The sequence below is a fragment of the Robertmurraya kyonggiensis genome (assembly GCF_005116465.1).
Classification (GTDB): Bacteria; Bacillota; Bacilli; order Bacillales; family Cytobacillaceae; genus Robertmurraya; species Robertmurraya kyonggiensis.
Genome location: NZ_SWBM01000004.1, coordinates 138,579 through 151,707 on the forward strand (window position 1 = coordinate 138,579; position 13,129 = coordinate 151,707).

At 36.3% G+C, this 13,129-nt stretch carries 15 protein-coding genes and 2 other annotated features; of the genes, 1 reads left to right on the top strand and 14 read right to left on the bottom strand.

From position 1 onward, the window contains the following. Positions 1 to 293: 293 nt before the first annotated feature. From FA727_RS16630 to FA727_RS16660, 7 genes are all read right to left on the bottom strand, one after another. Positions 294 to 1,226 carry a GNAT family N-acetyltransferase gene (locus FA727_RS16630; RefSeq protein WP_136832696.1) on the bottom strand — a complete coding sequence of 311 codons (933 nt, stop codon included), beginning with the start codon at positions 1,224 to 1,226 and terminating at the stop codon, positions 294 to 296. A gap of 377 nt (positions 1,227 to 1,603) precedes the next feature. After that, positions 1,604 to 2,221 (bottom strand): HAD family hydrolase, encoded by a 618-nt coding sequence (locus FA727_RS16635; RefSeq protein WP_136832697.1) that lies wholly within the window; start codon positions 2,219 to 2,221, stop codon positions 1,604 to 1,606. Between the two features lie 450 nt (positions 2,222 to 2,671). Beyond that, a complete protein-coding gene (locus tag FA727_RS16640; RefSeq protein WP_136832698.1) occupies positions 2,672 to 3,340 on the bottom strand; it encodes a Type 1 glutamine amidotransferase-like domain-containing protein in 669 nt (222 codons plus the stop codon). Positions 3,341 to 3,621: 281 nt separating this feature from the next. After that, positions 3,622 to 4,152 (bottom strand): SF0329 family protein, encoded by a 531-nt coding sequence (locus FA727_RS16645; RefSeq protein WP_136832699.1) that lies wholly within the window; start codon positions 4,150 to 4,152, stop codon positions 3,622 to 3,624. 60 nt (positions 4,153 to 4,212) lie between these two features. Continuing rightward, positions 4,213 to 4,659, bottom strand: a complete 447-nt coding sequence (locus FA727_RS16650) for an NUDIX hydrolase (RefSeq protein ID WP_136832700.1) — start codon at positions 4,657 to 4,659, stop codon at positions 4,213 to 4,215. A 148-nt stretch (positions 4,660 to 4,807) separates the two neighbouring features. Beyond that, on the bottom strand, positions 4,808 to 5,893 hold the full coding sequence (locus FA727_RS16655) for a M42 family metallopeptidase (RefSeq protein ID WP_136832701.1): 1,086 nt from the start codon (positions 5,891 to 5,893) through the stop codon (positions 4,808 to 4,810). Positions 5,894 to 5,969: 76 nt separating this feature from the next. Then, the gene (locus tag FA727_RS16660) at positions 5,970 to 6,461 is read right to left on the bottom strand and encodes a dUTP diphosphatase (RefSeq protein WP_136832702.1); all 492 of its coding nucleotides are present in this window, start codon (positions 6,459 to 6,461) and stop codon (positions 5,970 to 5,972) included. A 129-nt stretch (positions 6,462 to 6,590) separates the two neighbouring features. Here FA727_RS16660 and FA727_RS16665 point away from each other — a divergent pair, with 129 nt between their 5' ends. Then, positions 6,591 to 7,001, top strand: a complete 411-nt coding sequence (locus FA727_RS16665) for a sigma-w pathway protein ysdB (RefSeq protein ID WP_136832703.1) — start codon at positions 6,591 to 6,593, stop codon at positions 6,999 to 7,001. Positions 7,002 to 7,033: 32 nt separating this feature from the next. Here the strand turns inward: FA727_RS16665 and FA727_RS16670 are convergent, their stop codons facing one another. The 7 genes from FA727_RS16670 to ytxC form a co-directional block, all read right to left on the bottom strand. Beyond that, positions 7,034 to 7,606, bottom strand: coding sequence for a TVP38/TMEM64 family protein (locus FA727_RS16670; RefSeq protein WP_136832704.1), 573 nt, complete (start codon positions 7,604 to 7,606; stop codon positions 7,034 to 7,036). Positions 7,607 to 7,682: 76 nt separating this feature from the next. Further along, positions 7,683 to 7,940, bottom strand: a complete 258-nt coding sequence (locus tag FA727_RS16675) for a DUF1294 domain-containing protein (RefSeq protein ID WP_281280908.1) — start codon at positions 7,938 to 7,940, stop codon at positions 7,683 to 7,685. Positions 7,941 to 8,016: 76 nt separating this feature from the next. Next, positions 8,017 to 8,376 (bottom strand): 50S ribosomal protein L20, encoded by a 360-nt coding sequence (gene rplT, locus FA727_RS16680; protein ID WP_126409635.1) that lies wholly within the window; start codon positions 8,374 to 8,376, stop codon positions 8,017 to 8,019. Between the two features lie 63 nt (positions 8,377 to 8,439). Continuing rightward, a complete protein-coding gene (rpmI, locus tag FA727_RS16685) occupies positions 8,440 to 8,640 on the bottom strand; it encodes a 50S ribosomal protein L35 (protein WP_019154796.1) in 201 nt (66 codons plus the stop codon). 16 nt (positions 8,641 to 8,656) lie between these two features. After that, positions 8,657 to 9,160 carry a translation initiation factor IF-3 gene (gene infC, locus FA727_RS16690; protein WP_136832705.1) on the bottom strand — a complete coding sequence of 168 codons (504 nt, stop codon included), beginning with the start codon at positions 9,158 to 9,160 and terminating at the stop codon, positions 8,657 to 8,659. A 117-nt stretch (positions 9,161 to 9,277) separates the two neighbouring features. Next, positions 9,278 to 9,414 (bottom strand) — a sequence feature (ribosomal protein L20 leader region). 206 nt (positions 9,415 to 9,620) lie between these two features. Further along, positions 9,621 to 11,555, bottom strand: coding sequence for a threonine--tRNA ligase (gene thrS, locus FA727_RS16695; RefSeq protein ID WP_136832706.1), 1,935 nt, complete (start codon positions 11,553 to 11,555; stop codon positions 9,621 to 9,623). A 374-nt stretch (positions 11,556 to 11,929) separates the two neighbouring features. Then, positions 11,930 to 12,167: a binding site (T-box leader), on the bottom strand. Positions 12,168 to 12,237: 70 nt separating this feature from the next. Further along, positions 12,238 to 13,092: a putative sporulation protein YtxC gene (gene ytxC / locus FA727_RS16700; RefSeq protein WP_136832707.1), complete on the bottom strand. Its 855-nt coding sequence runs from the start codon at positions 13,090 to 13,092 to the stop codon at positions 12,238 to 12,240. Between the last annotated feature and the right edge of the window lie 37 nt (positions 13,093 to 13,129).

Consider the following 13,129-nt stretch of genomic DNA (forward strand, 5'->3'; position numbering starts at 1 on the left):
TAACCAAAGGATTCATAAATACTCCACATACTAGTCCTATACATATAGAAAAAGCACAATTCTTGCTCCAGAATTGCGCCCTTTAAACAAATAACTAAAATATGATCTCAATCCCTAAAATCACATAATTCTACTTCAACTAACGAAGCAGTAAAAGTGCAGTTTTTTACAAAAAGGATTCTTAATGAAATATTAATAGAAAGAGCATCTTGTTGTAAAAAGGCGTTAATCCATTTAGATCAACGTTTTTTTTATTAGAATATTATTAATAGGAATTGTTAAGTTAGACTACACTACAAACGAGCAGCCCAAACCTCTATTTCTACTTTAAGGTCGGGAGTTCCTAGAGCCGAAATATACGCAAGTGTCATAGAAGGTGAGGAACCATTGTGAAATTTTTTATAAATATCTACAAATACTTCCCTATCTACTGTTTCGGTTAACCAAATATTCACTTTAATAATTCCATCAGCATTTATATTCTCACTATTAAGAAGTGTTATAGTGTTCTCTAATGCAATTTGAAATTGTTCTTCAACTGAAACAGGAATATTCCCTTCTCTATCTACTCCTACTTGACCTGATAGCGTAATTAATTCCGCTCCTTTTGGTACAATCGTTAGGTGACTGTAATCTCCAATTGGCGATGCAATGCCTAGTGGGTTTTTTCTAATTACTTTCGGTTTGTCCTTTTCATTATTGACAATCGCAAGAGTTTGATGATTTTCCCACTTCCCATTAATTTTAACATTTTCTATCGCAATACCCTCTTTATGAAACCCCGCTTTCTCTAGTACCTTCATGGAACCTATATTATGAGGCATTACTCCAGCTTCAATTCGATGTAATTTTAATTCATTAAATCCATAGTCTACAACTAATTTTACGGCCTTTGTCATGTATCCCTTCCCATTTTGCTTGCGGTCTAGAGAATATCCAATCCAACAACTCTGATAGTTACCTCTTGCAACCTCAGATAGTGTTACATTCCCAATAAGCTGTTTGCTGTCAGTAAGAAATATTCCAAAAGCATAAACTGAGTCCTGCTCAGCTAGTAAAACCCAATTTTTTATTCGCTCAACTTGCCCATCAAGAGTATAAAACTTTTCATCTTTTAGTGGTGCATAGAGTTGGAAAAAATCTCTATTTTCAATCTCTAACTTTAGTAAATCCTCCGCATCTGTTATTTCCAATTGCCTAATAAATAGCTCTTGTGTTTTCTCCATGTTCTTTCCTCCCTCTGAAAATACAAAAACCACAGGAAAATTTTCCTGTGGTTTTAAATAACATGAATGTATAAATAACCTCCACAGGAAACGACCTGTGGTTAATATCCCACTACTTTAATTAGAGAATCTAATCAAAGGATTTTAGTCGTTTATTTCTAAAATTAGACAGACTTCTCCCATGATTAGCGAACACGAAAAAAACGGCAGTTGAGTACCCCACACCTTTAGATAAAGAATTCAATGATCTTTTTTTCATATCGGTACCCCCTCCTTTGTTTTATTCAAAAAAAACTATATCACTGTATGCAAATATATTCAATCTATTCATTATTTTATTTTTTTCCATTAATTTCCCTTAAATAGTTAATGCCCCACTAGAAAACATTTAAAAGCTCTTCAAAACTTTCAATCACTTCATCATAGTTATTTACTTTCCCAAATCCGTATTTAGCATATATGAAAGGGATATTAGCAAATCTAGCTGCTTCTAAATCACCGTGTGTATCTCCTACATAAACTGGATCTGATAATTTATTTCTATCAATAATTAATTTAATATTTTCCCCTTTTGATAAGGATGTTCTCCCTGGATTTTCAAAATCTAAAAAATACTTTTCGAGTTTATGGTACTTATAAAAAGCTTCTATATATCCTTCTTGGCAGTTGCTAACTATGTATAGTTTATATTTCTGATAAAGCTCACTTAGGACATTTTCTACATTTGGATAAAGAACACCACCATGTTTTTCAATAAAAGAAAGTTCTAATTCAGAACAATCCTTTACTAGTTGTTGTTGTTCCTTATAACTCAAGGTAGGAAAAAGTTTCGTACTTATTTCATTCATCTGTAAACCCATTGTACATTCAAAGTCTTGCCTCATTATTTCACGTTTTATTTGATTATTTTTTCTTATAACGCTATTCCAAGCCAAAAGTACTGTGTCTATTGAATCCCAGATGGTTCCATCTAAATCAAAAATTATACTATCCATTTTATCCTCATTTCCCTTCAAAGTAGTTTTTATCACTCATTTTGTTTTTTACTGTTTTTACAGCAAGATAATTAGTATTCAACTATTCGCTTCTCCTTAAATTAATAATAACTGTACGTTTGATTCCTAATTAGTACCTCATCTCTATGTGAGAATATATAAGAAATTGTCATTAATTTTTACGGGCCATATATAATAAAACAGTAGCATAGCTTAATTAAAAGTGTGCAATAAAAATAGCATTAATCCTTTTTGGAGCAATGCTTGAAATAATACTTATTCAACGAGTTAGTTCAATAACTTCAATAAAATAGGGCAATTCTTCTTAAACGAAAGCACCCTTTAATGGAGTAAGAAAAATAGATTCTTCTATATTGAAGAATCTCCCCATTAAGTTTCTATTAATTTTCAAACGATCCAATTATACCAAGAAACAGGCGTATAGTTTGCTCAATCTGTAAACAGTTTCCAATTTCCTTCGGATAAAACTTCTACCTCACCTTCAATTACTTTGATTGCAGTTTGATCGTCAATCGCATAGGCAGGTCCATGCATCCCTGCTGCCCATCTCTCTGCAGCAGCCATGGTGTTCCCCGGTAGCATCTCATGATCCAGGTGCGGAAAAATTGAAAAATCAACCAGTCCCAGGGTTTCGTCACCACCACTTGGTGGAGTCCAGCCTACGAAGTATTCCCCTATGTTAGGTGTCATCACCATGCTTCCAGCACTCATTCCCACAAAGACAGCGTTAAGTGACGGTAAAAGCTCTGCCAGCCCGGATTGACGCATCCAATGGCACAGGTAAAGCGCGTCACCGCCTGACACTAGCAGTACATCTGTCTCTTGAACCAGTGGTATCCAGCAGTTTTCGTCGATGCTCGGAAGCGCTGTGAGCTCCAATACGCCGACAGACTTCCAACCAAGGTTGACCATAGGATTCTCTTCTTTCCCACAGATGAACTCCCAAGCTTTGACCCCAGGACCAACCCAAGGATGTCCATACATCGCAGTGGGGATGCACAGGGCGTTGGAATCAGCAATCGGCTTGCCCAGCATGTCAACCAGCGCATCGTGTATGCTTTTGTTATTGACGCCTCCAGATGTAAGCAGAAATTTCATAACTTCACTCCTTTCTTAGTTTGGTACTAACAAGTTTGTTCGTATTTCTAAGATTGTATCTCTAGATTTATGAATGATTAGAACACTTCAATTGAATCATTGTTAATCAGATGTTTAGCTTTTTTGTCTATTCGAATACCTGGTGACACTCAATTTGGTCCTATACTTTACAATTCCACCAAACTTATATAAATCCTTGTTCAACAGTTGCACCGTTAGTTAAATACAAAAAGGGTCGGTTATTCCACCATCGCCCCTTTACTGGAATAACCAAGATTTAATTAACTAACTCGTATCCCCTCAACATCACATCTTAATTTGAAAAAATATCTAATATTCTCATGTTCGGTTTCAATAGATTCACTGAGTTTTTGCAATGTTCTTTTTCCTACTCGTTTATCGATTAAAGCAAGAATTTTTATAATAATGTCAGTGGATTTTAAAGACGTTTTTATTGGCGAACTAAGATATTCTTCTACTGCATCAAAAAAATCATACTGCGCCAAAATCCCTTTTATCTTAATCATTTCATGAGCTTGTATTCCAATTTCTAAATTTCTTGGTTGATTATGGATATCATATTCTATATTTTGCTCTTCTCGAATATCCCATTCTTTTCTATACATTTCTCTTTCAGCTGTGATTGTACACATACTTAATATTTCTTGCTTATCAACAGTAATAACTGCTCTACCTAGTTGGTCATGAGCTTTACGATAATTAATAATATGAAAATCGATTCGGTCTTTTAATGAATCACATGTAAAACTTTTTAATTGTTTTTTTACTTTGCTCCATTTTGGACTATACATTTTCTTAACCTCACTCTCGCATAAGTCCCTAAACAGATTTCACCAAATTTATGAACTTATTTACAAGAAATATTTTTCAAGCACTATCCTAGCTCTTTCATCAAGTTTAGAAGGTAACTCATTAATGGGGAAATATTTCAATTCTATACTTTCATCATCATTAATAGCTAGTTCACCATTTATATTTTCTGCTATGTATACACAAATAACGTTATAAACTTCATCGCCATTCGGATACTTGAAATAAAGATCTTTTCCCGACAAAACATCAACAAACTTAAAACTCTTTGCTTTCAAACCTGTTTCTTCATAAAGTTCACGTTCTGCAGTTTCCACTAAACTTTCTCCAGGTTCCATTGCTCCACCTGGCAAACCCCATTCAAATGTATCAGAACGATGTTGAAAAAGAATTTCGTTTCTTTCATTCTTAACAATGATAGTTGCACCAACCAAAATGAAAGGTCTGGTTCCTATCAAATCTCTTTTTTCTTTTGTATAGCCAGTCATATTTCTCCCCCCTACCAATTATGTTAGTACTTATTTCCACAAGTTAGAGGTATTCTCCTTTTTGGATCAAAAAAATAGCATACCAATCAACCTGCAACTGGTATGCTATTTCATCAATTATTTTATTTGGTCGAACATGAACTGCTCATTATTCAAACGTAATCTTATTCACTGTATCCTGGTCTAATCGCTTAATTACTTCAACAAGTAATTTCACTGCATTTTCATAGTCATCACGATGAAGCATTGCTGCATGAGAATGAATATAACGAGTTGCGATTCCGATTGCTAATGATGGAACGCCATGGTTTGAAAGGTGAATAGAACCTGCATCTGTTCCACCGCCAGCTACTGTATCAAACTGATAAGGAATGTTTAATTCATCTGCAACACCAGTTACGAAATCGCGAAGTCCTTTGTGAGATACCATCGAAGCATCGTATAGCAAAATTTGAGGACCTTTTCCCATTTTACTCATTGCTTCTTTTTCTGTAATTCCAGGTGTATCTCCTGCAATTCCTACATCCACTGCAAAACCGATATCTGGGTTAATCTTATTAGCAGAAGTTTTCGCTCCTCTTAAACCAACCTCTTCTTGAACGTTACCAACACTGTATACTTCATTTTCGTGCTTTTCACCTTTTAATTGCTTCAAGACATCGATTGCGATTGCACAACCAATACGGTTATCCCAAGCTTTCGCAAGAAGCATTTTTTCATTATTCATGACGGTAAATTCAAAGTATGGGACAACCATATCTCCTGGGCGAACGCCCCACTCTTCTACTTCTTCACGGCTAGAAGCACCGATATCAATGAACATATCCTTGATTTCAACAGGCTTTTTACGAGCTTCTGGAGGTAAGATATGTGGCGGCTTTGAACCGATTACTCCTGTCACATCGCCTTTGCTTGTTACGATTGTCACGCGTTGTGCAAGCATAACCTGTGACCACCAGCCACCAACTGTTTGGAAACGTAAGAATCCTTTATCATCGATTTGAGTGACCATGAACCCTACTTCATCTAGGTGCCCAGCAACTAAAACTTTCGGTCCACCTTCTTTACCGACTTTTTTAGCAATTAAGCTACCAAGTCCATCTGTTGTTACTTCATCCGCTAAAGGCTCTATGTATTTTTTCATGACTTCTCTAGGCTCACGTTCGTTGCCAGGGATACCCTTGGCGTCAGTTAGCTCTTTAAGCATTGTTAATGTTTCATCTAATTTAGCCATTAATTATTTCGACTCCCTCAATAAGTAATATAGGATTCATTATAACGAAAATCTTTGAAAATGTACAAAAATTCTACTAATATCCTGTTTGCTGCCTCTTATAATTTACTTCGTTTTTAGAAATGTATGCTCGTTTTATGTCTTCATCCTTAAAACCGAGCAAATTTGCTAATAATAGATATGCTTGAAGCATCAATATGTACGTCTCTTTAGAACGAGTTACACGAAAGGCATGAACAGCCTCATATACCTTTAAAAATTGCTCATTTATCGTTACCTTATCATCTTTCTCACTTTCCACTTCTTCAAGTGTATCAAAGGAACATTCGATTCCAAGTGACGCCATAAAATGAACTCCATCTACGAATTCTTCTAATATAGTTGCTTGATCGGAAGCTGGCTTTAAGCTCCAAAATTTAAAGCATCTAGTTTCATTCGCCAATTCCCCTAGTTCAACGAGCAAAGCCAATACTTTACGATCAAATAAATCATCATTCTCTAAACCATGCTTTTTTTCGATATGACTATCTAATTCTTTCTGCATTGCAAAAATTTCTCGTAATTGCATCATGTTTCACCTACATTTCTTCTTTCTAGCTTAATCATAAAGAAAAAAGGTGAAAAAATAAATAAACGAGAATGAAACTTTTTTAACGCTCATTCGTATACATGGGAAAATGATTGGAGGGCAATTGCTGTGTGGTTAATCCGGTTTCTATTGTTTGCACTTATTATTTTTTTGATATATAGCACGATTAAGTATTTGTTAAATCCAAAACGGAAGCTTGAGCTCGCCCATGATCAAAAAAAGTTTTTCTTCCTTGATAATTCAAACAATGTGCGAAAAAACTTTTTGATTACTTTTAAAGGGGTATTGTTTGAAGGAGAGAAGTATTTAGGGACAACTGACGATGCTTTCGTCGTGGTCGATGTCTTCATCTGGCCACATCGAGTGTCTGCATTAAACGGACTTGTCCGTGAAGATTTTGAGTTTATTGAGACAAAGGTGAAGGAACAGTACCCGCATGCTAAAATCGATTGGAAAAGTCCAATCCATGAATTTATGAAAAAGAGTCATAGTTCACAAACACCTTTTACAAAAAATTGACCGGATTCTAGCCAGAACATCCGGTTTTTCTTTTAAGCAGTTTCTTTAAAAAATTCGCGCCATTTAATTATCGTCATCCTCTCACGAAGAAGATAGACAAGAATCGAAAGCGAGAATAAAATAACGAGGATCATCGTTGGGGTAAATCTACTAATGAACTCCCCGAACACAGTATAAAAAAGTGCTAGTGGTATATTTGTAAGGAACGAGGCTTTCATATAGCCTCTGAAGCCTCGATGTCTTTCCATTAGACAAAAGCTTAGTAGATGATAATGAATGAACGGGATGAGCCGCAAAATCGCTACTTGGCCGGTTGTTAAATTGCGATATTCACCAAACCACTTTTTCTTAATCAGCGATAATTTTTGATGCGTTTTTGGCATTCGTTTGATAAGTACATAAAAAAGGATGCTGCTTAAAAATAGTCCCACCATGGAATAAAAGGTTCCAGCGACAGTGCCAAACAATACTCCCCCTGCTATACAAATAACTGCGACGGGGAAAAAGAAGAATTGCCGAACACAGTGAAATAAAACAAAGACGATTGGAGCTAAGATTCCCCCGGTTTCCACCATTACCAAAAGCATTGTCATTTGGTCTTCCACGCTCTCACCTTCTTTTGTAAAATTCCCTGATGTTATTAAAGCTTATCGAGGATAGATGATTTTTATGACAAAAAAATTAGGATAAGTATAATAATAGACCAAGCCAGATTATAGCTAATGCAGGAAATCCCCATTTAAAAGAAGCATGTTTTGTTTTATGACGAAACCATTTCATCCCGATTGTCGTGCCAATCGCTCCCCCTAAAACAGCTACAAGCCATAATGTTTTTTCAGGAATTCGATATTCGTGTTTTCGCGCCTTCTGTTTATCGACGTACATAACAATAACACCAATCAGATTGATGAGTATGATGTAATAAAGTAAATACTCCACCTTTTTTCCTCCTTTATGTAAGTAAAATGCATAAAAGCCATCCTCCTTGAAGAGAATGGCTTTTGATGAGCAAATATTATTTGCTTAAGTTTTGCTTAGCAACTGATGCTAATTCTGCAAATGCTTTTTCGTCAGCTACAGCTAAGTCAGCAAGCATTTTGCGGTTTACTTCGATACCAGCTTGCTTTAAACCGAACATTAAACGGCTATAAGAAAGTCCGTTCATACGAGCAGCTGCATTGATACGAGTAATCCAAAGCTTACGGAAGTCGCGCTTCTTTTGGCGACGGTCACGGTAAGCATACATTAATGATTTCATAACCTGTTGGTTAGCAACTTTATATAATGTATGTTTTGAACCGAAATAACCTTTAGCTAATTTTAAAACTTTTTTACGACGTCTGCGAGTAACTGTACCGCCTTTTACACGTGGCATTCTATTTCCCTCCTGATTTCGGAATAACGCTTTTTCAGTTAAGAATTATACTGAAAATAGCTATTACTTAAGATTTACTAATAAGTTACGGATACGCTTGAAGTCTCCAGAAGACACAAGAGCACCTTTACGAAGTTTACGCTTTTGTTTTTGAGATTTGTTAGCGAACATATGGCTTCTGTACGCATGTGAACGCTTCAGTTTACCAGATCCTGTTCTCTTGAAACGCTTTGCAGCGCCACGGTGAGTTTTCATTTTTGGCATTTGGGATTCCTCCTCATTACTTATCGTTTTTAGGGGCAAGCATCATAAACATGCTTCTTCCATCCATTTTTGGATGTGATTCAACTGTTGCTACTTCGTTGCAGCTTTCAGCAAATCGAACTAAAACTCGTTGACCAATTTCTTTATGTGTAATTGCACGACCTTTAAAGCGAATCGATGCTTTTACTTTATCGCCTTTTTCTAAGAACTTAATGGCATTACGTAACTTTGTATTAAAGTCATGCTCATCAATTGTTGGACTAAGACGAACTTCTTTGATATTGATAATCTTTTGATTTTTACGTGCTTCTTTTTCTTTTTTCTGTTGTTCGAATTTAAACTTACCATAGTCCATAATACGAGCTACTGGTGGTTTAGCATTCGGAGCAACAAGTACAACGTCCAAATTCACACGTGCAGCAATCTCAAGTGCTTCGTTCTTTGACTTAATCCCTAGTTGCTCGCCATTTTGGTCAATTAGACGAACTTCACGGGCACGAATACCCTCGTTTAACAACATGTCTTTGCTAATAGTTAGACACCTCCAAATAAATTTACGAACACAGCCTTTGGGTCAAGAATCACATTACCAAACCCAAATCATCACTTGATTCTAAGCTAAAATTGCAGTAATTTTGCAATTAAAAAAGTGTGGATGAATAATACACCCACACTTTACGAAAACAAACGTAAACGAATCAAAAATTGCTCGTAATACCTGTTAACTGCTCATTGCGTCAATCAGGTGAGAAGCGGGTGCTTCTTCTTTTCCCTAAACTCGTATTCAGTTACCTAACTATTTTACAACAAAGGCGCGTTTGTTGTCAATGTAACACACTTTATTGTCTAGCGTTCAATCGGAACGCCATCTCTATTGCAACAAAATGAATTGTATCAGAATAATTTATGCTTGGCAATAGTTTTTTTCAGATGTGTTGATTAGAGCTTCAGACATTGCCTTCTGCTCTAATCAACTAACATTAAAACCGTTCTACTTCAGTTTTAATTCCTGCAATAAAGTCGTTGAATGAGATTGTTTCTGATTTTTGCTCTCCGTATTTACGAACGTTAACGGCATTTTCTGCTACTTCGTTGTCACCAACTACTAGCATGTAAGGGATCTTCTGAATTTGTGCTTCTCTGATCTTGTAACCCATTTTTTCATTACGATCGTCTAACTCAACACGGAAGCCTTGTGCCTTAAGCTGTTCAACAACTTGTTTTGCATAATCAAAATGAACATCTGGAGATACTGGAATCACTTGTACTTGAACTGGTGCTAACCAAGTTGGGAATGCCCCTTTGTATTCTTCAATTAAGAAGGCAACAAAGCGTTCCATAGTTGATACTACACCACGGTGGATAACGACTGGACGATGCTGCTTGCCGTCTTCTCCAACATAAGTTAAGTCAAATCGCTCTGGTAATAAGAAGTCTAATTGAACAGTGGATAAAGTCTCGTCTTTACCAAGTGCAGTCTTTACTTGAACATCAAGCTTCGGACCGTAGAATGCCGCTTCGCCTTCTGCCTCGTAATAATCAAGACCTAATTCATCCATTGCTTCTTTTAGCATAGTTTGTGCCTTTTCCCACATTGCATCATCATCAAAATATTTTTCAGTATCTTGAGGGTCACGGTAGGATAAACGGAAAGTGTAATCAGTAATATTGAAGTCCTTATATACTTCTAATGTTAAATTCACGACACGTTTAAATTCATCTTTGATTTGGTCAGGACGAACAAATACGTGAGCATCATTTAGAGTCATTCCGCGTACACGCTGTAGGCCAGAAAGTGCTCCTGACATTTCATAACGGTGCATTGTACCAAGCTCAGCAATACGAATTGGTAATTCACGATAGCTGTGGATTCCTTGTTTGTACACCATCATATGATGCGGACAGTTCATTGGACGAAGAACAAGCTGTTCATTATCCATTTCCATTGGTGGGAACATATCTTCATGGTAATGATCCCAGTGGCCAGAAGTTTTATATAGATCCACACTTCCCATAATTGGAGTGTAAACATGGTCATAACCTAAACGAACTTCTTTATCGACAATGTAACGCTCGATGATACGACGAATTGTTGCACCTTTTGGAAGCCATAGCGGCAAGCCTTGACCAACCAATTGATTATTTGTAAAAAGCTTCAGCTCTTTCCCAATTTTGCGGTGATCGCGCTCTTTTGCTTCTTCTAATAAACGTAAATGCTCATCTAAATCAGCCTTTTGGAAGAAAGCAGTTCCGTAAATACGTTGTAACATTTTATTTTTGCTATCTCCACGCCAATAAGCTCCAGCAATACTTAATAGCTTGAACTCTTTAATTTTTCCAGTTGAAGGAACATGAACACCACGACATAGGTCGAAGAAATCACCTTGTTCATAGATTGTTACCTTCTCATCAGCCGGAATGGCATCGATCAATTCTAATTTATACTCGTCGCCAATTTCCTTATAAAGCTGAATTGCTTCATCACGGCTAACTTCTTTACGAACAACCTCGATGTTTTCGTTGATGATCTTCTTCATTTCTTTTTCGATTAATGGAAGGTCTTCTGGTGTAATAGATTCTTCTAGATCGATATCATAGTAAAATCCACCTTCAATAACTGGACCTACCCCAAGCTTTACATTTTTATATAAACGTTTAATTGCTTGTGCCATTAAATGAGCTGTACTGTGACGTAACACCTCAAGTGCTTCATCACTACCAGCTGTCACGATTTCAACCGCTCCGTCTTCTTCAATTGGACGACGAAGATCATAAATTGCGCCGTTTAATTTACCCGCTATCGCTTTTTTCTTAAGACCGGGACTAATGGATGCAGCAACATCCTCTGTAGTCGTCCCAAATGGAAACTCCTTCACTGCACCATCTGGGAACGATAACTTAACTACGTTTGACATAAAAATTCCTCCTTAATGATATAGCAAAAGCCTTATGAGGGGCTTTGCTTAAAAATAGCTCTGTTAAATGTGGGTGTTGAATTCCTTACATTGAAAAAAATAGGTGGAAAAATTCCGGCTAAATTAAAAAATTTACTTATTTCCCTATAAATAGGCGGAATTTGTCCGGTTAAACTATACATTTCTCATGATTCTAAGGCATTTTAGGTCAATTAGCGGAAAATCTCCTCCTATTTCATCTAATAACCATTAATTTTTCGAAATAAACGGAATTTCTCCGGTTAAGCGGGGTACACATGTACACCTGTTGAAAATCAAAAAACAACAATGAACAATAACAGAGCCTAAAAAAAATAAAAAAACCCGTCCCTATAGAAAGGGACGAGTTATTGTTATTAACACGTGGTTCCACCCTAATTTTCACTTATCCAAAAAACGAAGAAGTGACTTTAGTGACAAATATAACGGTTTGAACCGTCAACCAATACTACTACTTCCTGGTTGAAGTTTAGAGGTGGTAAGCATTCCATTCGTGTTAGGAAGATTCCAGCCAATGTCTTCCCTCTCTAGAAACCGGTGATCGAATACTCTTGTCCTCATCGATACTTTTGCTACGTTCAATTATTATGTATTATAGTAGTTTAATTTCGTAAAATCAAGCATTCACATTAATTTTTTGCACCTAAAAGAAAGCTGTTCGATTTTGATAAAAATCGGCCATTTCCTTTAATTGCACACGCTCTTCAAAAATATTTTGGATCGTTCGAACAAGCGGCTGTTCATAATCATCTGTGTACAAGTAAATAGTGGACGGAGCAATTGAGAGTAGTGGAGCAATCGTGACCGAATCAATATAAACAGGGTGATTGGATATTAGCCTCCGATCAATCATACGAACGAGTTCCGCTCGTCTTATCTCATAGTATTGCTCATCATAAAAAGTAACCCCATCCTCCATCAATAAATGCAAGTGATTGATTTTCGGCGCTCGCTTTGCTAAAAACTGCCTTAAGGTTTGAATATACATCTGGTATTCCTGCTCCATTTTGTACTCATCAATTGAAATTTCCACAAACTTTTCAAGCTTCTCCATAAACGGTCTCATACGAAAGCGGACAAAGGAATCAAAGGAAAAAGTTCGTTGCTCCTCAAACATTTGTGAGATGGCGGTTTCAATTTGTTTGTTCATATTTAAATCGTGAATAAGAGACTCTAAATCAGCTCGATTGCCATCTAGAATCGATTGAATTATATCTAAAATTTGTTGTTGTTCATCCTCATCTTCATAAAAATACTGCTCTTTTAAAATCAGCTTAAACCAATCGTTTAATTTAATTTTAATAACAAATTGTAAAAAGGCCTTCTTACATGCTTCTAAAATTTCCTTAACTGCTTTGTCAATTTTCACCTTTGCTTTATTTTCATCTTCGAAAAGAAGGATCATTTTTTTATCAAAAGAAATGGAATGCAATTGCTTTTGTATGTAATTGTGAAACTGGTTAGCATCCTCTTTATTTTGGAACGTAATTTCAGCCAACCAAATCCCCCCTCTATACGGTCTCATTGGTGCTAAT

Bases quoted from the DNA above. Each gene is read 5' to 3' on its own strand.
- FA727_RS16630 (WP_136832696.1), bottom strand. From the start codon at position 1,226: ATGGAGAAAACACAAGAGCTATTTATTAGGCAATTGGAAATAACAGAT.
- FA727_RS16635 (WP_136832697.1), bottom strand. From the start codon at position 2,221: ATGGATAGTATAATTTTTGATTTAGATGGAACCATCTGGGATTCAATA.
- FA727_RS16640 (WP_136832698.1), bottom strand. From the start codon at position 3,340: ATGAAATTTCTGCTTACATCTGGAGGCGTCAATAACAAAAGCATACAC.
- FA727_RS16645 (WP_136832699.1), bottom strand. From the start codon at position 4,152: ATGTATAGTCCAAAATGGAGCAAAGTAAAAAAACAATTAAAAAGTTTT.
- FA727_RS16650 (WP_136832700.1), bottom strand. From the start codon at position 4,659: ATGACTGGCTATACAAAAGAAAAAAGAGATTTGATAGGAACCAGACCT.
- FA727_RS16655 (WP_136832701.1), bottom strand. From the start codon at position 5,893: ATGGCTAAATTAGATGAAACATTAACAATGCTTAAAGAGCTAACTGAC.
- FA727_RS16660 (WP_136832702.1), bottom strand. From the start codon at position 6,461: ATGCAATTACGAGAAATTTTTGCAATGCAGAAAGAATTAGATAGTCAT.
- rplT (WP_126409635.1), bottom strand. From the start codon at position 8,376: ATGCCACGTGTAAAAGGCGGTACAGTTACTCGCAGACGTCGTAAAAAA.
- rpmI (WP_019154796.1), bottom strand. From the start codon at position 8,640: ATGCCAAAAATGAAAACTCACCGTGGCGCTGCAAAGCGTTTCAAGAGA.
- infC (WP_136832705.1), bottom strand. From the start codon at position 9,160: ATGTTGTTAAACGAGGGTATTCGTGCCCGTGAAGTTCGTCTAATTGAC.
- thrS (WP_136832706.1), bottom strand. From the start codon at position 11,555: ATGTCAAACGTAGTTAAGTTATCGTTCCCAGATGGTGCAGTGAAGGAG.